This window comes from Nonomuraea sp. NPDC050202, from assembly GCF_040656115.1.
Classification (GTDB): Bacteria; Actinomycetota; Actinomycetes; order Streptosporangiales; family Streptosporangiaceae; genus Nonomuraea.
In genome coordinates this window covers 26,123-50,487 of the sequence record NZ_JBFALF010000058.1, presented here as the reverse complement: position 1 = coordinate 50,487, position 24,365 = coordinate 26,123, and the positions used below count along the sequence as shown (strand labels likewise).

Annotated in this window: 22 protein-coding genes and 1 pseudogene; 16 read left to right on the top strand and 7 right to left on the bottom strand. The window is 70.6% G+C overall.

The annotated features are described in order from the left end of the window. From AB0I79_RS59260 to AB0I79_RS59245, 4 genes are all read right to left on the bottom strand, one after another. Positions 1-389: tetrahydrofolate dehydrogenase/cyclohydrolase catalytic domain-containing protein (locus AB0I79_RS59260; RefSeq protein ID WP_357894225.1), on the bottom strand; the 389-nt coding region annotated here is incomplete at its 3' end. A 50-nt stretch (positions 390-439) separates the two neighbouring features. Then, entirely contained in the window at positions 440-1,867 is a 1,428-nt protein-coding gene (locus tag AB0I79_RS59255; protein WP_357894222.1) for a hypothetical protein, read from the bottom strand. Between the two features lie 27 nt (positions 1,868-1,894). Next, positions 1,895-2,770 carry a formyltetrahydrofolate deformylase gene (gene purU, locus AB0I79_RS59250; RefSeq protein ID WP_357894219.1) on the bottom strand — a complete coding sequence of 292 codons (876 nt, stop codon included), beginning with the start codon at positions 2,768-2,770 and terminating at the stop codon, positions 1,895-1,897. Beyond that, positions 2,767-3,645, bottom strand: coding sequence for a methylenetetrahydrofolate reductase (locus tag AB0I79_RS59245; RefSeq protein ID WP_357894216.1), 879 nt, complete (start codon positions 3,643-3,645; stop codon positions 2,767-2,769). The genes purU and AB0I79_RS59245 overlap by 4 nt, the downstream gene beginning before the upstream one ends. 385 nt (positions 3,646-4,030) lie before the next feature. Here AB0I79_RS59245 and AB0I79_RS59240 point away from each other — a divergent pair, with 385 nt between their 5' ends. Next, positions 4,031-4,795 carry an IclR family transcriptional regulator gene (locus AB0I79_RS59240; RefSeq protein WP_357894213.1) on the top strand — a complete coding sequence of 255 codons (765 nt, stop codon included), beginning with the start codon at positions 4,031-4,033 and terminating at the stop codon, positions 4,793-4,795. A 13-nt stretch (positions 4,796-4,808) separates the two neighbouring features. On the opposite strand, the gene AB0I79_RS59235 is transcribed toward AB0I79_RS59240, so the two are convergent. Next, positions 4,809-5,444, bottom strand: coding sequence for a PadR family transcriptional regulator (locus AB0I79_RS59235; protein WP_357894210.1), 636 nt, complete (start codon positions 5,442-5,444; stop codon positions 4,809-4,811). A gap of 178 nt (positions 5,445-5,622) precedes the next feature. On the opposite strand from AB0I79_RS59235, the gene AB0I79_RS59230 reads away from it, so the two are divergent. The 12 genes from AB0I79_RS59230 (at position 5,623) to AB0I79_RS59175 (ending at position 18,174) form a co-directional block, all read left to right on the top strand. Continuing rightward, entirely contained in the window at positions 5,623-6,312 is a 690-nt protein-coding gene (locus AB0I79_RS59230; RefSeq protein ID WP_357894207.1) for a cupin domain-containing protein, read from the top strand. Between the two features lie 4 nt (positions 6,313-6,316). Continuing rightward, on the top strand, positions 6,317-7,036 hold the full coding sequence (locus tag AB0I79_RS59225) for an alpha/beta fold hydrolase (RefSeq protein WP_357894204.1): 720 nt from the start codon (positions 6,317-6,319) through the stop codon (positions 7,034-7,036). Next, positions 7,033-7,365 (top strand): Rieske (2Fe-2S) protein, encoded by a 333-nt coding sequence (locus tag AB0I79_RS59220; protein WP_357894201.1) that lies wholly within the window; start codon positions 7,033-7,035, stop codon positions 7,363-7,365. The genes AB0I79_RS59225 and AB0I79_RS59220 overlap by 4 nt, the downstream gene beginning before the upstream one ends. Beyond that, positions 7,362-8,438 carry a mandelate racemase/muconate lactonizing enzyme family protein gene (locus AB0I79_RS59215; protein ID WP_357894199.1) on the top strand — a complete coding sequence of 359 codons (1,077 nt, stop codon included), beginning with the start codon at positions 7,362-7,364 and terminating at the stop codon, positions 8,436-8,438. The genes AB0I79_RS59220 and AB0I79_RS59215 overlap by 4 nt, the downstream gene beginning before the upstream one ends. Before the next feature lie 16 nt (positions 8,439-8,454). Further along, the gene (locus tag AB0I79_RS59210) at positions 8,455-9,339 is read left to right on the top strand and encodes a fumarylacetoacetate hydrolase family protein (RefSeq protein WP_357894196.1); all 885 of its coding nucleotides are present in this window, start codon (positions 8,455-8,457) and stop codon (positions 9,337-9,339) included. A gap of 124 nt (positions 9,340-9,463) precedes the next feature. Then, positions 9,464-10,759 carry an aromatic acid/H+ symport family MFS transporter gene (locus AB0I79_RS59205; RefSeq protein WP_357894193.1) on the top strand — a complete coding sequence of 432 codons (1,296 nt, stop codon included), beginning with the start codon at positions 9,464-9,466 and terminating at the stop codon, positions 10,757-10,759. 1,053 nt (positions 10,760-11,812) lie between these two features. Then, positions 11,813-12,544 carry a carboxymuconolactone decarboxylase family protein gene (locus AB0I79_RS59200; protein ID WP_357894190.1) on the top strand — a complete coding sequence of 244 codons (732 nt, stop codon included), beginning with the start codon at positions 11,813-11,815 and terminating at the stop codon, positions 12,542-12,544. Positions 12,545-12,605: 61 nt separating this feature from the next. Then, positions 12,606-14,090, top strand: a complete 1,485-nt coding sequence (locus tag AB0I79_RS59195; protein ID WP_357894187.1) for an aldehyde dehydrogenase family protein — start codon at positions 12,606-12,608, stop codon at positions 14,088-14,090. Between the two features lie 277 nt (positions 14,091-14,367). Continuing rightward, positions 14,368-14,982: a TetR family transcriptional regulator gene (locus AB0I79_RS59190; protein WP_357894184.1), complete on the top strand. Its 615-nt coding sequence runs from the start codon at positions 14,368-14,370 to the stop codon at positions 14,980-14,982. A 57-nt stretch (positions 14,983-15,039) separates the two neighbouring features. Then, complete coding sequence (locus tag AB0I79_RS59185) at positions 15,040-15,948, top strand: hypothetical protein (RefSeq protein WP_357894181.1); 909 nt, start codon at positions 15,040-15,042, stop codon at positions 15,946-15,948. 91 nt (positions 15,949-16,039) lie between these two features. Next, entirely contained in the window at positions 16,040-16,741 is a 702-nt protein-coding gene (locus AB0I79_RS59180; RefSeq protein WP_357894178.1) for a PhzF family phenazine biosynthesis protein, read from the top strand. Continuing rightward, positions 16,738-18,174 carry a PLP-dependent aminotransferase family protein gene (locus AB0I79_RS59175; protein WP_357894175.1) on the top strand — a complete coding sequence of 479 codons (1,437 nt, stop codon included), beginning with the start codon at positions 16,738-16,740 and terminating at the stop codon, positions 18,172-18,174. The genes AB0I79_RS59180 and AB0I79_RS59175 overlap by 4 nt, the downstream gene beginning before the upstream one ends. Positions 18,175-18,198: 24 nt before the next feature. Here the strand turns inward: AB0I79_RS59175 and AB0I79_RS59170 are convergent, their stop codons facing one another. Further along, positions 18,199-19,053 carry an NAD(P)-dependent oxidoreductase gene (locus AB0I79_RS59170; protein WP_357894172.1) on the bottom strand — a complete coding sequence of 285 codons (855 nt, stop codon included), beginning with the start codon at positions 19,051-19,053 and terminating at the stop codon, positions 18,199-18,201. Between the two features lie 19 nt (positions 19,054-19,072). Next, positions 19,073-19,480 carry a cupin domain-containing protein gene (locus AB0I79_RS59165; protein ID WP_357894169.1) on the bottom strand — a complete coding sequence of 136 codons (408 nt, stop codon included), beginning with the start codon at positions 19,478-19,480 and terminating at the stop codon, positions 19,073-19,075. Positions 19,481-19,695: 215 nt separating this feature from the next. Between AB0I79_RS59165 and AB0I79_RS59160 the strand changes: the two genes are divergently transcribed. From AB0I79_RS59160 to AB0I79_RS59150, 3 genes and pseudogenes are all read left to right on the top strand, one after another. Further along, positions 19,696-20,889 (top strand): FAD-dependent monooxygenase, encoded by a 1,194-nt coding sequence (locus AB0I79_RS59160; RefSeq protein WP_357894166.1) that lies wholly within the window; start codon positions 19,696-19,698, stop codon positions 20,887-20,889. A gap of 479 nt (positions 20,890-21,368) precedes the next feature. Beyond that, positions 21,369-22,040, top strand: coding sequence for an enoyl-CoA hydratase-related protein (locus AB0I79_RS59155; RefSeq protein WP_357894163.1), 672 nt, complete (start codon positions 21,369-21,371; stop codon positions 22,038-22,040). Positions 22,041-22,319: 279 nt separating this feature from the next. Further along, positions 22,320-23,186, top strand: a pseudogene (locus AB0I79_RS59150) (TIGR03621 family F420-dependent LLM class oxidoreductase); the annotation flags it as partial. Positions 23,187-24,365 lie beyond the last annotated feature (1,179 nt).

The window sequence follows — 24,365 nt, the reverse complement described above, 5'->3', positions numbered from 1 at the left end:
AGCCGCCCGAGGTTGACCGGGTGCAGGCCGTCGGCGTCCTTGGCCGGGTCGATGCGCTCCAGCAGCGCCATCGTGTCGAGGTGCTTGGGCAGGGGAAGCTGGACGATGTAACCGGTGCACGCCGGGGAGGCGTTGAGCTCGTCGATGGCCGCTTCGACGTCGGCCTGGGAGGCGGTCGCCGGGAGGTCGACGCGGATGGAGGCGATGCCCACCTCCGCGCAGTCGCGGTGCTTGCCCGCGACGTAGATCTGGCTGCCGGGGTCGTCGCCCACGAGCACGGTGCCGAGGCCGGGGGTGATGCCGCGTTCCTTGAGCGCTGCCACCCGGTTCGTGAGGTCTGCCTTGATCTTGGCGGCGGTCTCCCTGCCATCGAGTCTCACTACACCCATGCCGGCTCCTCCTGTCCTGTTTCCCGGCACGCCGCACCCCTGTGGCTCGGTCATCGCGCGGGGACGCCGCGCAGGGCCGCCTGCTTCAGGTCCCGGACGTGCTTGGCGTAGGGGGCGGGGTAGACCGTGGCGCGGACGTGCACCTGCTCGTGCTGTTCGACGTGCGGCTTCCTGGACCCGCCAGCCGGCTCGCCCCAGACGAGCGTGACTTCCGTGCCTGGGCTCGCGTACTCCTCCTCCAGCATGGCCAGGGACACGACCACGCCGTCGTTGTTGTTGTAGCCGCAGTGGCTGGACAGCCCCGCGAGCCGGCCGTCGTGCGCGCGGACCTCGTCGAACTGCGGGAACCCGTAGAAGGAGACCGGGAACTCCAGCGACTTGTACCGGGGGCCCGTGCCGAACTGCGAGGCGAGGATGCGCAGTACGTCCTCCTCGTGCCACACCAGGGTCACCTTCCTGCGGTGCGGCAGACCGGCCATGCCCTCGAGCGCCGCACGCCCGATGAAGTCGTGGTCGAACTTGAGCAGGCGGTCATAGCCAAGGTCCCACGGGGTGACGTAGTAGTCCTCGATGTCGGCCGAGTAGAAGCTGCCGCCCAGCTGCGCGTTGCCCTCCCAGCCGGAGGCGGGCAGCCATTGCCGGAAACCCCGCAGCTCCTCGCCGGTGTAGATGCCGGGCAGCGGGTAGGCCACCCAGCCGCTCTCGAAGATGGTGCTGAAATACGCCTGCGTGCCGCCCTGCACGAGCCCGTACTTCTCCCCCGCCGCCAGGATGGCCGACCGTACGGCGTCGAGTTCCTCATAAGGTCCCGACAGCTCCACCCCCTGGTGGCCGGCCATCCCGTGCCGCAACACCAGCACCTCGGCGCCGCCGATCCGCACCCGTGCCGTCCGGAAGAAGGCCAGCTCCGGCGTCGCCCCCTCCACGACGTCGTCGAAGATCCTCCCCGCGTTCGGGCCGTCCAGCTGGAAGCGGTAGCGCACCCGCCTGGCCCTCGGGTTGTACGGTGTCGGCGCGTCCCGCTCGATGGTGACGTCGTAGCCTCCCGTCTCGGCCTGATAGTGCACCCAGTTCAGCACGCTCATGCCGCTGACCAGCTCGAAGCTGTCCTCGCCGAGCCGGTAGCAGATGCAGTCGCCGATGACGTGCCCGCGTGGGGTGCACACGACGAGTTGCTTGGCCCGGTCGGCCGGGAAATCGGCGAAGCTGTTGATGCCGACACGAGTCAGCAGGCGCAGGGCGTCCGGCCCGGTCAGGAAGAGCTCGGGCATGTGGTGGGACTGGTCGAACAGGATCGCGCTCTGCCGCCACGCCCGCTGCTCATCGCGCCAGTTGGTGAACGCCGGCGGGATGTAGGCCGCCGTCAGGCTGGTACGCGCGCGGAAGTGGGGGGCGATGGTGTCGTGGTAGAAGTGGTCGACCAGGTTCGGAGTCTCGTCGATGAGAGCCTGGAGTGACTTGCCGTCTCCGTCGGCCATGGCTGATTCCCTTTCCTTCATCTCGCCTCAGAAGACGATCGTCCGGTTGTCTTGGCGGATCACGCGGTCCTGGCAGTGCCACAGCACGGCGCGGGACAGGACCTGACGCTCGATGTCGGCGCCGCGCCTGGTCAGTTCGGCGACGGTGTCCCGGTGCGAGACGCGGATCACGTCCTGCTCGATGATGGGCCCCTCGTCGAGATCTTCGGTGACGTAGTGCGCGGTGGCTCCCACGAGCTTGACGCCGCGATCCTTGGCCTTCTGGTACGGGCCCGCGCCGATGAACGCAGGCAGGAAGGAGTGATGGATGTTGATGATCGGCACCCCCACCTCCTCGATGAAGGAGCCCGACAGGATCTGCATGTAGCGGGCCAGCACGAGCAGGTCGACGTTGTCGGTGACCAGCTTGACGATCTCGGCCTCGGCGGCCGACTTGTCCTTGCCCTGCGAGGGCACGTGGAAGAACGGGATGCCGAAGAAGCGCACGTCCTCGGCGACATCGCTGTGGTTGGAGATCACCATGGGGATCGTCACCGGAAGCTCGCCGCGCCGTTGCCGCCACAACAGGTCCAGCAGGCAGTGGTCCGACTTGGAGGCGAGGATGGCGACCCTCAAGGGCACGGACAGGTCCCGCAGCCGCCAATGCAGTCCCAGTCCGTCGCCGACGGTGGCCGCCAGATCGGTCTCGAGCGCGGGTACCGCCGCGGCGAGGTCCTTGATGTGCGCCACCGTCCGCTGGAAGAAGGCACCGCCGTCCGGGTCGCTGTGCTGATCCAGCGCGACGATGTTCGCGCCGTGCCGCGCCAGCACGCCCGCCACGGCCGCGACGATCCCGGGCTTGTCGTCGCCGTGCACGACCAGGCTCGCGTGGTCGCGAAGCAGCGGCAGCCGGCCGGCGCTCATCGTGTCACCATCGCGTGGTCCCGGATCCACTGCGCTGTCGCCTGGATGCCGCCGAAGGTGTAGAAGTGCAGGAGCACGTCCCCGTGAACCACCGGGTCGAGGTGCTGGCCGAGGTTGTCCACGAAGCGTCCCGGGCCGGCGGTGCCCAGCAGGTTCGTCAGCGAGAAGCCGTACTTCTGGGCGATCCCGGCCGATGACTGCACGCCGAAGCGGCGCGCGTAGCGCAGGAGCCGCTTGACGCCGGCCGGGCCGGGCACGCCGATCCGCACGGGCGCGTCGATGCCGCGGTCACGGACTTCTTCCAGCCAGTGCAGGACCGGCGCCGGGTCGAAGCCGAACTGTGTGATCACGGTCATGCCGAGGGACTGCTGCTGGAGGGCGGCGCGTTTGTCCTCCAGCGCCCGCCAGAGCGTGGAGCGGTCGATGCGCGGATGGCCCTCCGGGTAGCCCGTGACGCTGACCTGGCGGACGCCGTGCTTGCCGAGCAGGCCGCTGCGGATGACCGCCAGCGAGTCGCCGTAGGGGCCCGCTGGTGCGTCGGGGTCGCCCGCGACGACACAGATGTCCTCGGCTGCTCCGACGTCGGCGAGGGCCGCGAGGAACTCGTCGAGTTCGGCCGTCGATCGAAGGCGGCGCGCCGACACATGGGGAACGGGGCGGAATCCGAGCCGCCGTACGGCACGTGCGGCGTGCACACGCATCGAGAAGTCCTCGTGGGCCAGGAACGTCACGTTGACGCGCGTCCCGGGGGGCAACACCGCGCTCGCCTCCTCCAGGGCGTCGGCGTCCTTGCCCGTCAACTCCAGCGAAAAATCGTCCAGCAGGCGCGTGCCGAGCACGCGCGCCGGGAGATCACCGCGATCCAGTCCCATCATTTCCGCCCTCCTCACTGGCGGCCCCGCACAGAAGATCCAGGCGGGCCCGATCCGGCGCCCGCCGTCCGCGGCCGATCGCCTGCGCGGCTGTTCGAGAGCCGATCCGGCTCGACGGTAGGGCGGCGGCAGGCGTCCGGCGGCGAGATTCGGTATCGCAGAATCGGCCCTGTCGTTCCGTGTCCTGAGTCGCCCGGGAAGTCAGGCGCCGGAGTCAGGAGCACGCGCCGCGAGCGCCGGACCCAGCCTCCGGCCTCGGCCTGGGGCGTTGACCATCGGTCTTCATCGAGATACGTTCGGCGATACGTATCAATTGGGGCATTTCGCCAGACGTAGCGGGCCAGGCGCCCCGTGAAGATCCGGCGCCGTCCACCGGTAGGGGGTGAAGATGTCTTCTCCGGAGAAAGTCCCTCCCGCATACCCCACGAACGCGCTCGACCGCGGCCTGCGGCTCATTCAGCTCGTCCGTGACGAGGGCAGCATCCGGGTGACCGACGCCGCCAAGGAACTGGGCGTGGCGGCTTCGAGCGCGCATCGGCTGCTGCAGGCCCTGGTGTACCGGGACTTCCTGGTCCAGGACGACACGCATGCCTACGTCGCGGGCCCGGCGATGTCCGCGCAGGTCGCCGATGTCGCCTGGAGCCGCGGCCTGCGCCGGGCCGCCACGCCCCACATGGCCCGGCTCAGCGAGCTCGTGGGCAACTCGACGAACTTGGCGATCCGGGTCAAGCAGGACATCCGTGTGCTGGCCAGCGTCATCGTCCCCGGCAGCACCGTCGACTGGCGTGGCTCGGTGCTGCCGGCGCACCGGACCGCCGGCGGCAAGGCCGTGCTCTCGATGCTGCCCGATCCGATCCTGGAAGGCATGTATCTCACCGCGGGCCGGGCCGCCACAGTCTCGGCCGCGGAGTTCGACCAGCTCATGGACGGCATCGCGTGGGCCCGGCGTACCGGCTGGTCAGTCTCGAGGGGAGAGTGCGAGAAGACGATCACCGCCATCGGCATCCCCCTGCGCGGCCGGTCGGGCGAGGCGCTCGGCGCGATGACCATCACGACCCACGGCCCTTCGAGCCTGGTCGGGCCGGGCTTGGAACGCACCGTCCGGCACCTGCTGGAAGCCCGGTCCCGCATCGAGACCGAGATCGAGGTGTGAGGGCGCCCGCGGCTCAGCCGTAGGTGCCGGCCTCGCGCCCGCCCTCGCCGGCGCCGTCCGGCGCGAGGGACCCTTCCAGCCGGTCGATGAGTTCCAGCCCGCGGCGCGCCCACGCGATCTCGTTGTCCGCGTGCGCCACTTGCCCCTCCAGGGCCAGTTCCTTGAAGGCCAGGATGCGGTCGTGCAGCTCGGGAGGGCTGTTGTCGAGCCTGGTTCTGAGCAGAGGGAAGTGGACCGCCCTGATCGTCTCGAGCAGCGTGCTCCACTGGTGCCGGCGCAGCGTGTAGTGGTCCAGATGCCGGGTGAGCACCATGCGGGTGTCGGACAGGTCGGCCAGCTCCGCGTAGGAGATCTGCAGCCGGTGGGCGTCACGCTGGGGCGGGTAGGGGATCGGCGAGCTCACCCAGGCCTTCAGCGCGGCCCGGCCGCGTGCGGTGATCGTGTAGAGCCGCTTGGCCGCACGTTCCCCGCGGGGGACCGTTTTCGCGCGGACCAGCCCGTCATCCTCCATGCGCCGCAGTTCGGGGTAGATCTGGCTGTCCTGCGCCGCCCACATGAGGCCCACGGTGTCGTCGAAGTAGCGGACGAGCTCATAGCCCGTCATCGGCTGTGCCGACAGAAGGGCCAGAGCGGCGTAGCGCAGTGACACGGACCCCTCGCTGTCGTGGTGGCGGACTTCCCCAACATACCGCCTGCGATCTCCGGAGGCCGACGGGAGAGATCAGGAAAATTCAGGTCTTGACACCGCACGGGCGATAGTGGCCTACTTCAGTAAAAGCTTACCTAAAGAGTGAGTGATATCCGGACGTTCCTGGAGGTGGAACGGCATGACCACAGAAACTCAGGCCCACGACAACGACGGCGCACAGGCTCGCGCCGGTCGGGCGATCACGACCGAGGAGTACCGGGAGCTGCTCGCCACGATGCCCTCGATCAGGACATCCAGCGAGGCGGCCTCGGTGCTGACGGCCGACGACTACTTCAAGGTCGTGCGCAAGCAGGACACCCGGCCCGCGTTCTGGAAGTTCCAGGACGTGCGCGAGACGCTCGACCGGCTCGCCGAGGAGCCCCTGCGCGAGGCCGAGCGGCGCTTTTGCACCACCGTCAACGCCGACACCGGCGAGCTGGTCGGCGCCTCCCCGTTCATCTTCATCGGCTGGCAGCTCATCCACCCCGGCGAAGAGGTGCCGCCGCACCGCCACAACTCCGTGGCGATCTACCACATCCTCGAGGGCAGCGGCTACACGGCCGTCCAGTCCACCGGCCAGACCTGGGCCAAGTACCACTGGGAGAAGGGCGACACCCTCGCCTGCCCGGCCTGGGCCTACCACGCGCACTACGCCGAGGGCGAGCAGGACACGCTCATGTACGTCGTCCAGGACATGCCGATGATGGCCGCCAGCCGGACGCTGTTCTGGGAGGAGCCGCTCGGCCAGGAGAACATCCGGCACATGGTCGTGGGCACCAGCCCCTCCTGGAGCGTCACCCGTCACGACGGCGCCGGCCAGGAGGGCTGAGCGCATGCGGCGCGACATCTCCCTGACCGGCGACGGCGCGGGCGGCATCCTCGTCGAGGCCGCACAGCCTCCGAGCGGGCGGCCGGCGGTGGTGCTCACCACCGCCATCGCCGGCGTCAACGACTACGTCCTGCGCCAGGCCGACCGCCTCGCCGCCGACGGCTACACCTGCCTGGTGCTCGACTACTACGCCCGGCAGGGCGGCCAGGCGCCCGACCTGAGCAGCATGGACAAGATCATGGCGGCGGTCACCGCGCTGCGCGACCCGGTGGTCATCGACGACATGGCGGCGGCCGTGCGCTGGCTGGGCGCGCAGGCCGGCGCCGAGCGGGTCGGCGCCGTAGGGTTCTGCATCGGCGGCACGTACTCCCTGCTGGCCGCCTCCCAGGTGCCCGGCCTGCACTGCGCCGTCACCTTCTACGGGATGCTGCGCTACACGCAGACGACCGACGCCAAGCCGGTCTCCCCGCTGGAGACCGTGGAGAAGGCGGCCTGCCCGGTGCTCGGTCACTTCGGCGAAGCCGACCACCTGGTGCCCGCCACCGACGCGGCGGAACTCAGCGAGCGGCTGCGCGGCAAGCCCGCGGAGATCTACACCTACCCGGGCGCCGGGCATGCCTTCCACGAGGACTTCCGGCCACAGGTGTACCGGCCGGTGGCGGCCACGACCGCGTGGGCGCGCACCCAGGAGTACCTGTCGTACTACCTGCGAGAGCCGGCATGACGGACGTGGACTGGGTCCGGCTGGCGCCCTCCACCGCGCTGCCCCGCGGCACTGCGGTCAACGTCGACATCGACGGCGAGCAGGTGGCTCTCTTCCACAGCGACGACGGCTTCCACGCGCTCGCCGAGGCGTGCCCGCATATGGGAGCCCCCCTGAGCCAGGGCGAGATCCACGGCGGACAGGTGAAGTGCCCCTGGCACGGCTGGCGCTACGACCTGGCGACCGGTATGCGGCAGGACCGGCGGGGCCAGCCCGCTCGGGTGTATCCCGTCGCAGTGCACGACGGGTGGCTGTCGCTGGGACTGCCTCGCAGGAAGGAACCGGCGTGAAGATCGACAAAGTGGTGACGCGGCAGGCCGTGGTGCCGCTGGGCGCGGCACGCGGCGGCTCTGGCGCCACGAGCCTGCAGGTGCTGCACGTCACCGTGCACGACATCGGCGGCGAGAGCGGCACCGGCTTCACCTACGCCCTCACCGGCGGCGTCGAGGGAGCCCGCGCGATCGTCGACAACCTCTACGGCCCGCGCGTCACCGGCGCCGATCCTCTGCAGTGGGACCGCCTGTGGCACGAACTGCAGGCGGCCACCCACCGCCTCGGCACCGGCGTCGCAACGGCGGCGCTGTCGGCCCTGGACATCGCCGTCTGGGACCTGCGCGCCCGCGCCGCCGGCCTGCCGCTCCACCGCTTCCTCGGCACTCATCGCGAGAGCGTGCCCATCTACGGCAGCGGCCGCGCCACCCACCAGATGAGCGATGAGGAGCTGATCGCCGGTGCGCTGTCCTATGTCGAGGAAGGCTACGGCGCGATCAAGCTGCGAGCAGGAGTCCTCGGCCTCGATCGCGACGTCGCCCGGGTCGCGGCGGTGCGCGGAGCGGTGGGCGCGGACGTGCAGATCATGGTCGACTGCAACGAACGGCTGGACCTGGCACAGGCCCAGCGGCTCGGGCAGCGGCTGAACGACCTCGACGTCGCCTGGCTGGAGGAGCCCCTGCCCTCCCACGACGTGGCCGCGCACGCGCTGCTGGCCTCGCGCTGCCCGGTGCCCATCGCCGCCGGCGAGCACCTGCAAGGCCGCTTCGCGTTCAAGCAGTACCTCGACCAGGGCGCCGCGGCGGTCCTCATGCCCGACGCGCCCCTGGCCGGAGGGATCACCGAATGGATGAGAATCGCCGTCCTCGCCGAAGCGTCCAGTGTCGCGATCAGCCCGCACTTCCTGCCGGAGCTGCACGTGCACCTGGCCGCCGCGACGAGGGCCGCCACCTGGGTCGAGCACTTCCCGCTGCTCGACGATCTCCTGCTGGAGACCCTCTCCCCCTCCGGCGGCGTCGTCTGCCCGCCGGACCGTCCCGGGCACGGCCTGCTCTGGGATCCCGACGCCCTCGACCGCTTTTCCGCCTCCTGACCGGACGGGTACGACGATGAAGCTGGCAATGTTCGACGACCACCGCATCGGCCTGGTCGATTCCGTCACGGCGACCATCCGCGACGTCACTGACGCCGTGCCGGGCGCGGGCGATCCCGACCCGCTCGGCGCGGGCTGGTGGGTACGGCTGTGCCGGGACTTCCCCGCGCTGCGCTCGCGGCTGGCCGAGGCCGGTCGGGCGGCCGCCCCCCGCCCGCTGGGAGCCGTGAAGCTGCGCGCGCCGGCGCTCAACCCCGGCAAGATCATCGCGTGCGCGTCCAACTACGCCGCCCACGTCGCCGAGATGCGCGAGGTGGTGGCGCCGCGACAGACGGCCGGCGCGGGGGCGTGGCTGCTCGACTTCGACGTCTTCCTCAAGGCGCCGAGCTCCATCAGCGGCCCCGACGACGAGGTGCTGCTGCCCAGGGCCACGCTCCAGGCCGGCCGCGAGATCCACCACGAGAGCGAGCTCAGCCTCGTCATCGGCCGCGGCGGCAGCGACATCGCCGAGCAGGACGCGCTTGAGCACGTGTTCGGCTACCTCATCGGCCTGGACATCACCGTCCGCGGACAGGGCGACCGCTCCCGCCGCAAGAGCCACGACACCTTCACACCGCTCGGACCGTGGATCACCACCTCCGAAGAGGTGGCCGATCCCCAGCTGCTCGACATCGAGCTGCGCGTCGGCGAGGAGGTGCGCCAGCGCGTGAACACCGCCGACATGATCACACCGGTGTCCCGGATCGTCGCGTACGCGTCCTCGATCATGACGTTGCAGCCCGGGGACATCATCATGACCGGAGCCCCGCCCGGTGTCGGTCCGATCCGCCCCGGCGACACCATCGACGTCGCCATCAGCGGGCTGGGCGAGATGACCCTCCCCGTCCGCGCCACCGGCTGACCCTCCGGCGGGCCCGACCGCGTTCCCCGCCGCATCACCACGGGCCGTCACCGGCCCGGGGCTCCCATCCGTGACCGTATCTCCCCCCAGTTCCCACCACGATCGCTGAGCCAAGGAGCCTGTGATGCGTCGTGCCCCCGTATCCCCGTCGCCAGGTGCCCACCGCCACGCAACAAGCAACAAGGCAGCCATTCTCGTCACCGTCCTGTGCTGGCTGGCCGTCGTCGCCGACGGCTTCGACCTGATCGTCTACGGCAGCGTGCTCCCCACCCTCGCCGACGAACCCGGCTGGCAAGTCGGGCCACAGAGCCTGAGCGTCATCGGCGCGCTGACCTTCCTCGGCATGCTGATCGGCGCGATCACGATCGGCCTGCTCAGCGACCGCGCCGGCCGGCGCCTGCCACTGCTGGGCTGTCTCATCTGGTTCTCCCTCTGCATGATCGGATGCGCGCTGGCCCCCTCCCCCGAAGTCCTGGGAGCCGCGCGCTTCCTGGCCGGGCTCGGCCTCGGCGGGCTGCTGCCGACGGCGTCCGCGCTGCTGATGGAGTACGCGCCGCCCCGGCATCGCGTGCTGGTCTACGCCCTGGCCATCAGCGGCATCCCCCTGGGAGGCGTGCTCGCCGCCCTGCTGTCGCTACCCCTGCTGCCCGAACCGGGCTGGCGTGTGCTGTTCTGGATCGGAGCGGCGCCCCTCGTCCTGATCGTCCCGCTCGCCTGGCGTTACCTGCCGGAATCGCTGGAGTTCCTGGTGAACCGCGGCCGCGCAGGGGAGGCCGCGGCGATCGCCGCCAGGTTCGGCGTCTCCCTGCCCCAGGCACCGGCCGCCGAGAGGCCTGCGCAGCCGGCGACGCCGCTGCTGCGCGGCCGCAACCTCGCCGCCTCGCTGTGCTTCTGGGGCGCCACGTTCCTGGCCCTGCTCACCTGGTACGGCCTGGGGACCTGGCTGCCGGGGATCATGCGCGACGCCGGCTACGAGCTCGGCTCGGCCATCGGGGCGCTGCTGGTCCTCAGCGTCGGGGGCGTGGTCGGCTCGTGGGCGATCGCGGCGCTGGGCGACCGCCTGGGATACCGCACGGTCGCCGTCGGCTCCTTCCTCACCGCCGCCTGCTCACTGTTCCTGCTCAGCATCCCCTCCGGAACCCTGATGCTGTATCTGCTGCTGGTCATCGCGGGCTCGGCCGCCGTCTCCACCCAGGTCCTCATCAACAGCTTCATCGGGATCTACTTCGAGGCCTCCCAGCGCGCCAGCGCACTGGGCTGGTCGCTGGGCATCGGCCGCACCGGCGCCATCGTCGGCCCGCTGACCATCGGCGCGCTCATCGGAGCCGGCCTGCCCTACCAGTGGAACTTCTACCTCTTCGCCGGCTGCGCCCTGCTGGGCGCGATCGCCGTCATGCTCGTGCCCGCCCACCGCTCGTGACCATCGTGTGGACGTCCGCGCTCACGGCGCGAGGTGACGGAACATCTCCTGAACCGAGACCGCACCCCGCCGCAGCGCCCGCCCAGCCGGCCTGCGTCCCTGTCCAGGTCCTCCAGCTCCGATCTGATGGCAGACCAGGTACGCGCGCCCGGCGTAGGCGGCGCGGGCCGGAGGCCGCCGGCGCGAACACCGGCGACATCGTGCCGCGCATGCCGGAGAACGGCTCTCGCAGCGAGAGGGTCAGCCCCGGCGCGTCTCAGCAGGACACACCAGCTCTCCTTGAGCCACCCGGGGGCATACACACGACCCTTTCGCAGGGCCCTCGACGACCGCATCTGCCGAATGACTGGTCCGCGGCCTCCCCGCACCGAGCGGCGAAGCGCGGGCCGATCAGTCGGCTACCGGCGGCCACGCGGCCGATCACCGGGGGCCGTCCACGGAGAACAGGACCATCATTGCGGCTATCGCCAGCACCCACACAACGAACAACGCGCACAACAAGGCTTCCAGCCACCGGCGCCAGTGCTGCTTCACACGACGCCATGGGGTCATGCCCGAGATCCCGTGTCCGCCAAGCAGCGCTTCAGCACACTCCTCACCAGCGCGACCCGCGACCGGGCGGCACCGGCAGCAGCGTCATGCCGGGTGTGAACGGCGAGAGGCGATGGGCCTGTACGGAACGCCACCTTGGTGAACGGCACGGCGAAGGCGGCATGTCGGTCCCTTCTCATCGGCTACGGCGACACGCTATTCGCACGCCACCAGCGGCGAATCCGTCGCACGACCTGCCGGTGCTCCCGCCCCGTCGCGCACGGTGTCGCCCACAAGGCTCCTCGCCGCTCACCCGTCATCGGACCTGTCCCATTCGGCACCGGTCACGTGACAGATTCGCCCACGCCGTCCCAGGCAATAGCGTGGCCTCGTCGTCGACGCCCGCGCGATTCGACGGCTCGTTCCGCCCCGGCCCGAACCGGTCCTTTCGCATCGGCGAGGCTCGCGGCGTCGCTCGCATTTCGACACCACAAGCGCGACCCGGATCTCCGATCGGCCGTCATGCGTGGTGGTGAGTGCGGTTCTCACAGGGAGTTCACCATCATGAAACTTGCTTCGCAAGACTCGATCGCCAGCCTGGACGCCGATTTCGGTGCGATGGCCGTCAAGCGTGGCCGCTACGCATGGGGGCTGCCACAGCTTTCGATGCGGGAGAAGGCGTTCGTGTTCGTCGCGGCGGACCTGTGCTGCCGTGCGCTGCAGTTCCCCCTGCAGACCCACGTGATGATGGCGCTGTCGAACGGCGTGAAACTGGAGGACATCCGCGAAGTGGTGCGTCATCTGGCGCCGTACGTCGGATACCCCACCGCGGCCGAGACCCTCATGCGGCTGATCGAGATCGAGAAGGCCGCCGGTGAGGCCGGTCTGGCGACCAACGATGAGAACTCCGGCACCCCCCAGGGCCAGCCGCAGGAGGCCCGCCTTCCCGACGGCGCCGTGCAGCAGCTGAAGGCGCTGGATGAGGACTTCGCCGCCTTCGTCCAGGAGCAGTTCGAAGAGCGGTGGGGCCGGCCCAACCTGACGGTGGCCGAGCGGGCGCTGGCCACGATCGCGACCGACGTGCTCAACGGAACGCTGGATCAGTCGTTCGCCCAGCACGTCGGGCTGGCGCTGGACAACGGCGCGGCAGAGGAGAAGGTGCGGGCGGTGCTGCTGCTCGTCGCCGAATTCGGCATGGCCAAGACGGGACGCGCGTTCGCCGCGCTGGCGGATGTCCTGGCCGCCAGACGATGACGCCCTGCCCGGCGCCCCTGCCTCAACTGATCCATCCCTTGTCCTTGAAGGAGAAACTTACATGACGCTCATGGCCGACAGCCGGACCCGATTCCTCGACCCGGACGCGTGGCGGGGAATGATCTACATCGACGGCGGCTGGACCGCCGGCTCGGGGCCCGCCTTGCAGGTCTTCGACAAGTCCACCGGTGAGCAGATCGCTGAGGTCGGGACCGGTACGCCGGACGATGTCGCGCGTGCGACGGCTTCTGCCAAGAAGGCACAGGCCGCATGGGCAAGTACGCCGGCCGCGCAGCGGCGGGCGATTTTCCTGCGTGCCGAAGCCCTGCTCACCGAGCACCACGACGAGCTGACCGAATGGCTGATCCGCGAGAGCGGCGGCATCCGCCCCAAGGTCGCCTTCGAGCTCGCCAAGAGCCATGAGAACCTGCTCCACGCCGCCGCCGTCACGACTCGCTCGACCGGCCAGATCCTCCCGTCCGAGCCGGGCGTGCTCAGCCTCGCGCGGCGTGTACCCCGGGGCGTCGTCGGCGTGATCACGCCGTGGAACTTCCCGTTCGTCCTCGCCCTGCGCATGCTGGGGCCGGCCCTGGCCACCGGCAACAGCGTGGTGCTCAAGCCCAACCCGCACACGCCCGTCACCGGCGGCATCCTGCTGGCGCGACTGTTTGAGGAGGCCGGGCTGCCGCCGGGGGTCCTGCAGGTCATTCCGGGTGGCGGCGACGTCGGCCAGGCCATCGTCACCGACCCCGGCACCGGCATGATCTCCTTCACCGGCTCGACCCAGGTCGGCCGCGCGATCGCCCAGGCCGCCGCGCCCTTGCTGAAGAAGTGCGTGCTCGAACTCGGCGGCAACAACCCGTACATCGTGCTGGAGGACGCCGACCTGGACGCCGCCGTCTCCGCGGCCGCGTTCGCCTCGTTCATGCACCAGGGTCAGGTGTGCATGACCGCCGGCAAGCACCTCGTGCACCACTCCGTCGCCGCCGCCTACGCCGACAAGCTCGCCGCCAAGGCCCAGTCCCTGCGCGTCGGCAACCCGGCGGAGGAAGAGGTTCACCTGGGACCGATCGTCAACAAGACGCAGATCGACCGCGTGCAGCGCATCGTCGACGACAGCGTCGCGGCCGGCGCGGTCGCGCTCACCGGCGGCCACCACAACGGGCCCTTCTTCGCCCCCACCGTGCTGACCCACGTGACCGAGGACATGCCCGCGTTCGACCAGGAGATCTTCGGCCCGGTCGCTCCCGTCATCGCGTTCGAGTCCGACGAGGAGGCCATCGCCCTGGCCAACGCCGGTGAGTACGGTCTGACCGCCGCGGTGCGCAGCGGCTCGGAGTCGCGGGCGGCCGCCATCGCCGAGCGGCTGCGCGCCGGCGTTGTCCACGTCAACGACCAGAACATCGCCTACGAGACGTGGGCGCCGATCGGCGGCATGGGCGCCTCCGGGGGCGGCGACGCCCTCGGCGGCCCGGCCGACGCCGACGCCTTCACCGAGTGGCAGTGGATGACCCGCCGCGCGGAGCAGACCGTTCACCACTTCTGATCCCGGGGAGGGGCCACCCATCAGCCCGCGGCCCCTTCCTGGCGTTCGCCGCCGGGGCGCTGTGCGCCCCGGCGGCGAACGTGCCTCACCGATGCCGGCCCGCCAGCTGAGCCGTACAGGAAGCCGACCACATGACGCGACATCTTCGGACGAGGCGAGAGCCCGACGACGGATTCACGGCAGCCACCGTGTCAGCCACCGTGTCAGCCACCGTGTCAGCCACCGTGTCAGCCACTGCAGCAGCCGCTGGGCCACCCGCTGTCCTACCCCGCACCGCATGACCTGGCCGCCCAGCCCCAGCCCGAGCGACCTGGAACACGACAGGAAACGGAACCTCGCCGACGTGGCCCTCGCGACCCTGGCCACCGAGGGCACACGGGGCCTGACGCACCGCGCCGTGGACCGTGCGGCCGGCCTGCCGTCAGGATCCACCTCGAACTGCTTCAGGACTCGCGCTGCGCTGCTTCAAGCAGCGGCCGAGCGACTCGGCGAGCGCATCAGCGCGGACCTGGCCGCCCTGCGCCTGCGGGAGGACGCCTCCCCGCAGGAAGCAGCCGACGCGGTGGCGTGGCTCGTCGACCAGTGGACGAGCGCCGACCGCGAGCGCCGGCTGGCCAGATATGAGCTGTCGCTGGAGGCGACCCGGCGGCCCGAGATCCGCAAGACCCTGCTGGACATCGACTCCCACGTGCGCACGACCGTCGCCGAACTGCTGCGCGGCGCGGGCGTGCCCGGCGCCGATTCGTGGGCGGACGGGCTCATCGCCTACTCCGACGCGCTATTCCTGGCGCATCTGCTCAACCCGCGCCCCGGCGAGCCGGGCGACCTGCGCCCGAAGATCGACGCACTGCTGGCCATGGTGACGAGCGACGCCCGCCCGGCCGGCCCATGACCGGTCCGCCGGGCCCGAACAACGTCCCAAGCGACTTCGAACGAGGTGATGACGACGATGACAGGCGGTCGGTGGGCGGCGTGCGCGCTGGTCGTGCCTCCCGAGGCTCGCATCGACATCGGACTGCTCGACCGGCTCGGCGGTTTCGCCTGCCTCGGAAGGGGCGGCTTCGGCTCCGAAGTAGCCGCCACGGTCTACGCCGCGGGCGACGACCTCCTGGTCGAGGCCGCGATCCCGGAACTCGCCATCAAGGCGCTGCTGTTCCGCGCGGACCGCGCGGAACGGGTCGCCGCCTTCCGCGAGGCCATCGCGGCACGCTTTGCGGTCTGTACGGAGCAGATCCTGCGTGACATGCTGTACCAGACGCTTCCCCGCAGCCCCTGGACGCTGGTGGCGATGGCCATGGCGCTGGGCGGCGGCCCGGCCGAGCGCCAGACCCGTGATCTGCTGCGCGCGTGCCGCAATCATGACGACGCCGAGGTGCGAGCTGCCGCTCTGTACGCCGACACGGTCGCCGAGGAGCTCCGCCACCTTCCGGTCATCCGGCTCGAGGCGGATCCGCACAAGCCGGCACGGGTCCTTGGGGCCGACCAGCCCACGCTTGACGGGAGGGACCGGATCACGGTGCGCTCCCCGACCATGGAGCACGCCATGCCCGGCTGCGTCACCTGGCTCCGTCTGGTTCCCGGGTCCGGCTGCGCCGACGACGTGGCCCTGTGGGCCGAAGACGCCCACTGGGGTCTCGAACTCATCCACGACGACGCCGATTCCGCCTGGTCACAGTACATCTACTGCGACCCCGTCAGCCGTAGCGCCCTTCACATCCTCCGGCACCCGGCCTTGGAGCACGCATACGTCGCCGTACATGGTGCGAACAGCGAGCCGACGGTGGGCGCGTTGCGGACGGCTCTGGACGCCGAGGTCCTGACAGGCCCACCGGCCGGCTGGGGCCGCACGGCTGACTGACCCATCGGTCCGCAGGCGGGCCCGTCACGACCCAGGAAAGGTGCCGAAAGCAGCCGTGGCGCCCGGCTCGCGCAGCGCGGAGGTGCAGAACATGTCCCCATCGATTCCCTGGCTCCGTCACCTGGCCGAGGGACGGGTCTTCGTGTCCCGGACCGGCGGCCACGGCAACGCCGTCCTGGTTCTGCTCTGCACGCGCTTGCCGCCCGCAGCCCTGCGGCAGGAGATCGCCCGCGGCGCGCCAGCCCCGGCGACGGTGTTCGTCGACGTCGGCGATGGCGCTGCCCACGTGCACAACCGTCTGCTCGAAAGGCCTTTCGCCGGTCATCCGCTCCTGGGGGCGGCGGCGGTGCTGCACGAGCAGGGGTATGCGTTCGACCGTCTCACCGTGGCAGCGGGAACGGTCACGCTGTGGAGTGAAGACGCCCGCATGTGGCTGCGTGCCCCCGCGATCTGGTGCCCGGCCACGCGCCATCGCCGGCTGGACTCACCCCGGCACGTCGAGGCCCTGCCCGGACCGCCCGCCGACGAGCCCGTGCAGGTCTGGGCATGGCTGGACCGTCAGGCGGGGACGGTGCGCGCGCGGCAGTTCGCGCCCAGTGAGGGCAAGCCCGAGGACGAGGCATGCGGGTCGGCGTCCATGCTGCTGGCGCACACGCTCGGCCGGCCGCTGACGGTGATCCACGGGAAGGGGTCGATCATCCACGTCCGCCCGGAAGGCCCCATGGTGGCGCTCGGTGGTCGATGCCTGGCCGATGCCGTGCGGGCCGACGACGCGCTGGGCAGGCTCCCATGACAGGCCGGGCACCGCACGCCTCCGCCGCTGGTCTCGACCTGCACCTCGACCTGCCTGCCGACCTCCCCGGCACGGGCGGCGTGGGACGGGCGCTGGAATCAGCGCTGCGCGAGGCCGTGCGATCCGGCCGGCTGGCGGCGGGAACTCGGCTACCGGGGAGCCGTAGCCTCGCCACCGACCTCGGCATCGCCAGGGGCACCGTCGTGCAGGTGTACAACCGTCTGGTCACCGAGGGATGGCTGACGGCAGTGCACGGGTCGGGCACCCGCGTGGCCCGCATCTCATCCCAGCGAGCCGAGACGGAAACCGACCGGCATCGCCGCTTCCGCCCGGAGGGCACAGGCACGGTCGATCTACGACCCGGCCGGCCCGACGTCAGCTCGTTCCCGCGCGCGGCCTGGGCCTCCAGCGTCCGCGAAGCGGTCTCGACGCTGGAGGCGCGCTTGCTGGACTACCCCGAACCCGGCGGCGCGTCGGAGCTGCGGGCCGTCATCGCCGACTACGTCCGCCGCACCCGCGGGGTACGGGCCGCCGCCGACGATGTCGTGGTCGTGCCCGGCTTCGCCGCGGGACTGGCGCTGCTGGCCCGGGTGTTCACCCACCTCGGGATCCGGGAGGTCGCGACCGAGAACCCCGGTTTTCACCGCCATCGCGAGCTTCTCCGGCTCGCCGGCCTGGAGGTGGCGCCGCTGACGGTGGACGCCAGCGGCGCCGATCCGGCGGAGCTCACGTCGCAAGCTGGCGCCGTGCTGCTGACACCCGCCCACCAGTATCCGCTGGGGGTCGTGCTGGCGCAGGAGCGGCGGACGGCCTTCATCGACTGGGCTCGCCGCAACCATGCCTTCGTCATCGAGGACGACTACGACGGCGAATTCCGGTATGACGGGCGGGCCGTGGGCGCGATGCAGACCCTCGCACCCGACCGGGTGGTCTACGCGGGCACTACCAGCAAGGCGTTGGCGCCGGGAGTGCGGCTCGCGTGGCTGGTCGTCCCCCGCGTCCTGCGACGGCCGGTACTGGCGGCTCTGGAGGAGACCGGCGTCCAGGCGCCGGTGGTGGACCAGCTGGCTCTAGCGGACCTGATGCACGGCGGCGGCTACGACAGGCACGTCAGGGACCGGCGGCTCGCCTACCGCCGCCGTCGAAGCGAGCTCACCCGACGACTGGCCGCGATCGGCTGGGCGCACCCGGCGGGAGCCGCCGCGGGGCTGCATACGTTGCTGCCCGTCGACACCGAGCGGCAGGAACGGCATCTGGTCTGCGAAGCCGGGCGCACCGGTGTGCGGCTGCACGGCCTGCACACCGACCGGTACTGGCATCAGGGCAGTCGCGGCCCTGCGGCCCTTGTCCTGGGATATGCCACTCCCCCGTCCCATGACTGGCCGCGCTCACTGCAGGCGCTGGCCGCCTTGCTCGTGCGGCACGGGCGGTGACCGGTGTTCACTGCTTCGCCGTGGTCACAGGTGAGCGAATCCTTCGCGCCACGACGGATGGCGTGGCTGCCAGCGCAGGTCAGCTCGCGCATGGCGGTTGTCGGCGCCGCGCGCCCATCCGTTCCGGGGTCCGGGCGGAGCCTCGGCCGGCGGCGGCGCTCCGACGGACCGGCAGAAGGCGGGCACCCACTCGCGGGCCGGTGCCGGCTCGTCATCACAGACGTTGACCGTGCCGCTCGGCCATGACAGCGCCTGCGCCGCCGCCTCGGCGGCGTCCTCCACGTGGAGGAAGCTGGTGACGTTGTCGTCGGCACCGAGCTGGCCGGCGTGGGCCTCTCTGGCGTAGAGCCCATACCGGGCGTACCAGGTTCCGGGCCCGTACAGCAGCCCGTAGCGCAGCACCACCCACTCCGGCATCTCCGCCACGGCCGCTTCCAGCGCCGTGACCCCGCTCACCGTCGTGTGACGGGGTTCAGGAGCGTGCAGGTCCAGTGGCGTCTGTTCGCAGGCGGGAGCGGCGCCCGGCTCGTAGGCCCACGCGATGCTCTGCGCCACCATCCTGGGCACATGAGCGGCCATCGCGGCATCGACGAGGTTGCGCGTGCCTGCCTTGCGGAGCGCGGCGTTGGCGCGGGGGTCACCCGCGCTCAGGTCGGTGAGCTGGTGCACCACCACGTCCGGCGCCGCGTTCGCCACCTCCTTCATCACCGCCGCCCGATCATGGGCGTCAGCCACTGCCGGTACCGCACCGAGCGCGCGGAGCCAGGCGGCGCGTTCAGGGCTGCGGGTCAGGCCGACCACATGGTGTCCCTCGGCGACCAGCAGCCCTGCCAGCCTCCGCCCGATCAGTCCTGTGGCGCCGGCCACGAAGATCCGCATAGTCACCTCCTCCTGTCGTTCAGCTCGGCCTCGGTGCCCGGCGGGCCCGGCGCCGCGCCAGTTCGGCGTCGTCGACGAGGGTGAGCATCGGCTCGCCCGGCACGCCGAACATGACCACCACGAAACGGCTGCACGCATCGGTGAGGTGGTTGCCCGCCTGGTAGTGGATGACGTCGCCGCCCGGTTCCCAGAACGCCTCGCCGGCGCGGATGATCCGCTCCGGCTCGCCTTCCAGCTCGAACACCATCTCGCCTTCCAGCATGTAGCCGAACACCGGACCCGAGTGCCGGTGCGGTGGCGTGCCGGGGTCGCCCGGCGGCAGCTCGACGAGGGCCGTCATGATCTCCATCTCGGGCGTGGCCACCGTCAGCACCCGATGCAGAAGTGAGGTCAGGACGGTGTTCGACTGTGGGGGCAGCGTGACCATACGGCGAACCTACGCCGTCGCAGGATCTGGCCGATGGACCAGTTCCGGTCGGATTTCGTGCACCACTTGGCCCTCCTTCACGGCAAGGCGGCCCCTCGGCCCCGTCACGAAGCGGAAGGCGCAGGCCGGGCCTGCGACCGGACCGGTCACGGTACCGATGCGGCGCCCGATCCCACCGATCTACGGTTGCCTGCTCCGGAAGGGAATGAGGTGTGATGAAGACCTATGAGAGCCAGGTGTGCATCGTGGGGGCGGGCCCGTCCGGTCTGGCGGCCGCGATCGGGCTTGCGCTGGCCGATGTGCCGTTCGTCCTGCTGGACGCCGGCACTGGCCCCGTGACCGAGTCACGGGCGCTGGTCATGCACGCCGGGGGGACGGAGGTGCTGCGGCACCTCGGGGTGGCCGACGAACTGGTGGATGCGGGGCTCAAGATGCCCACGTTCCGGATCTACGGCCGACGCAGAACACTGACCACCATCCCCTGGGACAGCGTCGCCTCGCCCTTCCCGTTCATCCTCTTCGTGCCGCAGCGCACCACGGAGAGCGTCCTGCACCGGAGGCTGGCCCAGCTGGGCGCGCAGCCGCTGCACGAGCACAGAGTGACCGGCGTCGCGGAGGTCGCCGGAGGCTACGAGGTGACCGGGGACGGATTCGCCGTCCGGGCACCGTATCTGGTCGGCGCGGACGGGCTCGGCAGCACCGTACGCCGCGAGCTGGGCATCACCTTGCCCACCGGCACCTACGACACCGCGTTCCTGCTCGGCGACGTGGATCTCGACGGCCCGCTGGATCCCACGGTCACGCACGTCTTCCCCAGCCGGCACGGCCTGCTGTTCTTCGGCCCGACGGCCGATGGGCCATGGCGTCTCATCATCACCGTGCGGACTCCGCGGCTGCCCACCACCCCGACCAAGCAGGTGCTGCAGCGTCACGTGGACGAGCGCGGTCCCGGCGGCCTAAGGATCAAGGAACTGACCTGGTCGGCAGCATTTCGTGCCCAGCACGGCGTGGCCAGCAGTTTCGGCCACGGCGGCGCGGCGCTCGTCGGGGACGCCGCCCACACCCACAGTCCCACCGGAGGTCAGGGCCTGAACACCGGAATCCAGGACGCCTATGACCTGGCCGCCACTCTCGCGGCCATCCACCGGGGTGCCCCTGCCGGAGCGGCACTGGCGGGCTACCGCAGCCGCAGGCACGCCGCCGCGCAAGAGGTCGTGCAGGTCACTCACCGCGTTCACCAGGCCCTCACCGCCGGCACGCTCCCCGTGCATCTGCTGCGTCTGGGCGTGCTGTCCGTGCTGGAGCTGCTGCCCGCTGTCCGGCGCCGAGTCGCCCGCACGGTCTCTGGCATCGGCCGAACCCCCCACGCCACGGGCGCTCCTACGCTACGGCCGGCCGACAACCGGTGAGCGGCACCTGGACAGATCCGCCCCGACCTTCAGTGCCCCGTGCGCCGGCAACCGCTTGGCGCGGCCGCCCGGCTCTGCGTCGTCCGGCGCATGGGCGTTGACGCCGGCCACGTGACGCGCTCGGGACACGGCGGGGAACGGGTGGGCAAGACGGGTTCCCGCGCCCGCATCACCCTCGACGGGGCCGGCGACGGTCATGGTGCGGTGCCGGATCTGCCATCCAACTGGGCGGCCCCTCCCCTGGCCGGCGATCGGCGCTCCAGGAGAGCCGGCTCCCCTGCCGCCGTAAGGGGACCCGGACGTGAATCCTGCCCACCAGCGGGCTAGAGTCCCCTTCGGTAAGTGTCGGCCGCGCGATGACGCGGCGCCTGCGTCCCTGGGTGCCGCCCGTGCGGCTGGACCAGTCACACGACAGATGCCGTGCCAGCCCTTCGAAGCCCACCATTACGCCATCAACGCGGCTTTGTGGAGGAACGGCCATGCCCGTGCTCGACCGACAGGACGATGTCTTCATCCTCGATATCGGGGACACCGAGAATCGTCTGCATCCCGACTGGATCGCCTCAGTCAACGCCTTGCTGGATGAGGTGGAGAAGGGTGACGGGCCAAGATCCCTGGTGACGGTCGCGCAAGGCAAGTTCTTCTCCAACGGGCTCGACCTGGACTGGGTTCTCGCCAACACCGGGCAGGCTGAGGAGTACGTCTCGGACGTCCAGCGGTTGCTCGCGCGGATGCTCACCTTCCCCATGGTCACCGTGGCGGCCTTGCAGGGGCACGCGTTCGCGGCCGGCGCGATGTTCTCGCTGGCGCACGATTTTCGGGTGATGCGCCGTGACCGGGGCTACTGGTGCCTGCCCGAGGCTCAGATCGACCTTCCCTTCACTCCCGGCATGTCCGCTCTGGTCCGCGCCAGACTGACCGCGCAGGTCGCACATGAGGCCATGGTCACCGCTCGCCGTTACGGCGGGTACGACGCCGTGGCCGCGGAGATCGTCGACGCCAGCGCGGACGCGACCACCATCCGCGCGGCCGCGATCGACATGGCCCGCGACCAGACGGCGAAGGCGGGCCCGACGCTGGGGACGATCAAGGCCCGCATGTATGCGCCCGTCGTGGAGGCGTTGCGGGAGAAGGTGACGTTGCCCATCTGAGGCACGGCCGGCACACGACCGGGCGGCGCCTCTCCCGACGCGCGCCCCATCGGCGATGGCCGCGCGGTCTGGCGAGCGGCGCGACGCCGGGCCTCGCGCATACCGGCTGATAACAAGCCACGAAGCCTCATCGATCGTGGCCAGATGACAAGACCGGGGTTGCTTCTTTCCCTCACATGAATATCCTCATGAGAGGACTTAAAAGTCCTCTGAATAGGACTTAATGGTGAGAGGATGAGACGCATGCCCCTGCCGCATGAGTGACCGTTCCGCTTCGGAGCAGCCCTGCACGTACCAGGTACCCGCGATCAATGGCTGGACAAGTGCAGGAAGGCCGAAGCTCTGGGATATGACACGATCTCGGTACCGGACCATCTCGGCATGCCGGGACCGTTCCCCACGATCATGCTGGCCGCCGAGGTGACGGAGCGGGTGCGGCTCGGCACGTACATGCTCAACGCGAACTTCTACCGGCCCGCGCTGCTCGCCCGCGAGATCGCCACCACCGACCTGCTCATCGGCGGCAGGCTTGAGGTCGGCATCGGAGCGGGGCACGCCAAGCCGGAATTCGAACTGGCAGGCCTGCCCTACGGCTCCGGCCGTGACCGTGTCGAGGGCCTGGGCCGGATGGTGTCGGAGCTACGCGTTCTCTTCACCCACCCGGACATGCAGCCGCAGCCCGCTCAGCGCCCCTCTCCCCCGATGATGATCGCGGGACGCGGTGACCGGCTCCTCACCCTGGCCGCACGCGAGGCCGACATCATCGGCTTCAACGGAGCGGCCTCCAGCCAGCACGACAAGGGCGGCCTGCCGACCTTCGCGGCCTTCGACGCCGTCGCCGAACGGGTGGACTTCGCCCGGTCGGCGCTCGGGGAGCGGATCGGCGAGGTCGAGTTCAACAGCGCGGTCGTCGCGGTCATCGTCACCAACGACCGCCGGTCAGGCCTGGAGAAGGTCGAGCAGTTCGCCCCCCACCTGAGCCTGGAGGAGCGGGCGGAGGTGCCCGGCCTCCTCGTCGGCACGGTGCAGGAGATCGCCGACAAGCTGCGCAAGAACCGCGAGCGGCTGGGGTTCAGCTACATCACTGTCCTGGAACCGGGGCTGGAGGCGATGGCGCCAGTCATCGAGCTTCTGCGGGGGCAGTAGCGCGGAACACCCCTGCCGCCAAGGGGGCTTCGGGCCACGCTTGCGTACGTCACTGCCATGACTCGCGTCCTCTCCGGCACCCCGCCTACCCGCGATCGCGCCGTCGCCAGCGACCGCCTCGTGACTGCGCATGCGCGCGGCAAGAGGCGGTGGCACGGCCGTGGACATCACCGTGGCCTCCATGCCGGTACATGTGCCTGACGGGGTTCGCCGAAGAAGTGGCTCCAACTGACCGACGCGAGCCCTGTGTGCGGGCGGACCGGTCCATACTGATCAGACTGGCACTGATCACCAGCGGACACGGTGTTCTGACGGCTCAACGACGGCAGCCTGCGTATCGCACGAGTGCGCAAAACACGGGCCACGTTGCCGCTGCTGCGGGCCGCCGATGAGCGGCCCGCGCTGGCGGCCGACGTCTCCCCCTGGCTGTGCCCCGATGCCGCCGCTTCGCCACCCGCTCGCTCTGCCACCGATATGGCCGGGGCAAGAACGAACACCAGATGATCCCCAGCTGGCCGTACTCGATCGTGACCGCCTTGGAACCGGAGGCCCGCAACTCTTGGACCGCGCCCTGCCGAAGCGACTCCCCTGCACCCGGATGTCGATGTCCTGCCGGTCACCCGCCGTCCAACTCCGCCCGGTGGCCGAGCGGCAGGCCACGACCTGCGCTGCTCCGCGCCTACAGTGGGCAACCTCCCGATCCGACAGGCACTGCTCTAAACGCCGAGATCGCAGGCTCCCGAGGGGCCGGGCACACCCACCCGCGTTGAGCCCCGACCGCGCCGAACGCCTCCTCCAAGCGCCGGCGGCCGGCCGTGGAGTCGGCAAGGGGTCACAGCCAAAAAGCCGTCGGACTCGCTGATGGTGACCGCCGCATCGGCATACTCGCTCCGATAGGAGGAACCACAGCCATGTGTTCGCCTGGATACCGGCACGCAGGCCTTCGGCAGCCGTTCGCGTTCCGACGTCCGCAGCGGCTCATCGTGCGCTCATCAGCGCGGATGATGAGCGCACAACGCCTCTGACCGGCCACGTGCGGCTGGCACCGTTTCCGCTGTTGTTTCCCTCCCCTTCCCCGTCGTTCCCGGTCTCCGGGAGCGCGCGACGGGGACGTGCACCAGTGAGCCGCAGGCCAATCGGGGAAACGACCGGACAGGGATGGTGCCAGCCCCGGTGACG

Bases quoted from the DNA above. Each gene is read 5' to 3' on its own strand.
- AB0I79_RS59170 (WP_357894172.1), bottom strand. From the start codon at position 19,053: ATGCGGATCTTCGTGGCCGGCGCCACAGGACTGATCGGGCGGAGGCTG.
- purU (WP_357894219.1), bottom strand. From the start codon at position 2,770: ATGAGCGCCGGCCGGCTGCCGCTGCTTCGCGACCACGCGAGCCTGGTC.
- AB0I79_RS59180 (WP_357894178.1), top strand. From the start codon at position 16,040: ATGTCCCCATCGATTCCCTGGCTCCGTCACCTGGCCGAGGGACGGGTC.
- AB0I79_RS59220 (WP_357894201.1), top strand. From the start codon at position 7,033: ATGACGGACGTGGACTGGGTCCGGCTGGCGCCCTCCACCGCGCTGCCC.
- AB0I79_RS59200 (WP_357894190.1), top strand. From the start codon at position 11,813: ATGCGTGGTGGTGAGTGCGGTTCTCACAGGGAGTTCACCATCATGAAA.
- AB0I79_RS59255 (WP_357894222.1), bottom strand. From the start codon at position 1,867: ATGGCCGACGGAGACGGCAAGTCACTCCAGGCTCTCATCGACGAGACT.
- AB0I79_RS59185 (WP_357894181.1), top strand. From the start codon at position 15,040: ATGACAGGCGGTCGGTGGGCGGCGTGCGCGCTGGTCGTGCCTCCCGAG.
- AB0I79_RS59195 (WP_357894187.1), top strand. From the start codon at position 12,606: ATGACGCTCATGGCCGACAGCCGGACCCGATTCCTCGACCCGGACGCG.
- AB0I79_RS59225 (WP_357894204.1), top strand. From the start codon at position 6,317: ATGCGGCGCGACATCTCCCTGACCGGCGACGGCGCGGGCGGCATCCTC.
- AB0I79_RS59230 (WP_357894207.1), top strand. From the start codon at position 5,623: ATGACCACAGAAACTCAGGCCCACGACAACGACGGCGCACAGGCTCGC.
- AB0I79_RS59165 (WP_357894169.1), bottom strand. From the start codon at position 19,480: ATGGTCACGCTGCCCCCACAGTCGAACACCGTCCTGACCTCACTTCTG.
- AB0I79_RS59210 (WP_357894196.1), top strand. From the start codon at position 8,455: ATGAAGCTGGCAATGTTCGACGACCACCGCATCGGCCTGGTCGATTCC.
- AB0I79_RS59190 (WP_357894184.1), top strand. From the start codon at position 14,368: ATGACCTGGCCGCCCAGCCCCAGCCCGAGCGACCTGGAACACGACAGG.
- AB0I79_RS59175 (WP_357894175.1), top strand. From the start codon at position 16,738: ATGACAGGCCGGGCACCGCACGCCTCCGCCGCTGGTCTCGACCTGCAC.
- AB0I79_RS59205 (WP_357894193.1), top strand. From the start codon at position 9,464: ATGCGTCGTGCCCCCGTATCCCCGTCGCCAGGTGCCCACCGCCACGCA.
- AB0I79_RS59155 (WP_357894163.1), top strand. From the start codon at position 21,369: ATGCCCGTGCTCGACCGACAGGACGATGTCTTCATCCTCGATATCGGG.
- AB0I79_RS59160 (WP_357894166.1), top strand. From the start codon at position 19,696: ATGAAGACCTATGAGAGCCAGGTGTGCATCGTGGGGGCGGGCCCGTCC.
- AB0I79_RS59240 (WP_357894213.1), top strand. From the start codon at position 4,031: ATGTCTTCTCCGGAGAAAGTCCCTCCCGCATACCCCACGAACGCGCTC.
- AB0I79_RS59245 (WP_357894216.1), bottom strand. From the start codon at position 3,645: ATGATGGGACTGGATCGCGGTGATCTCCCGGCGCGCGTGCTCGGCACG.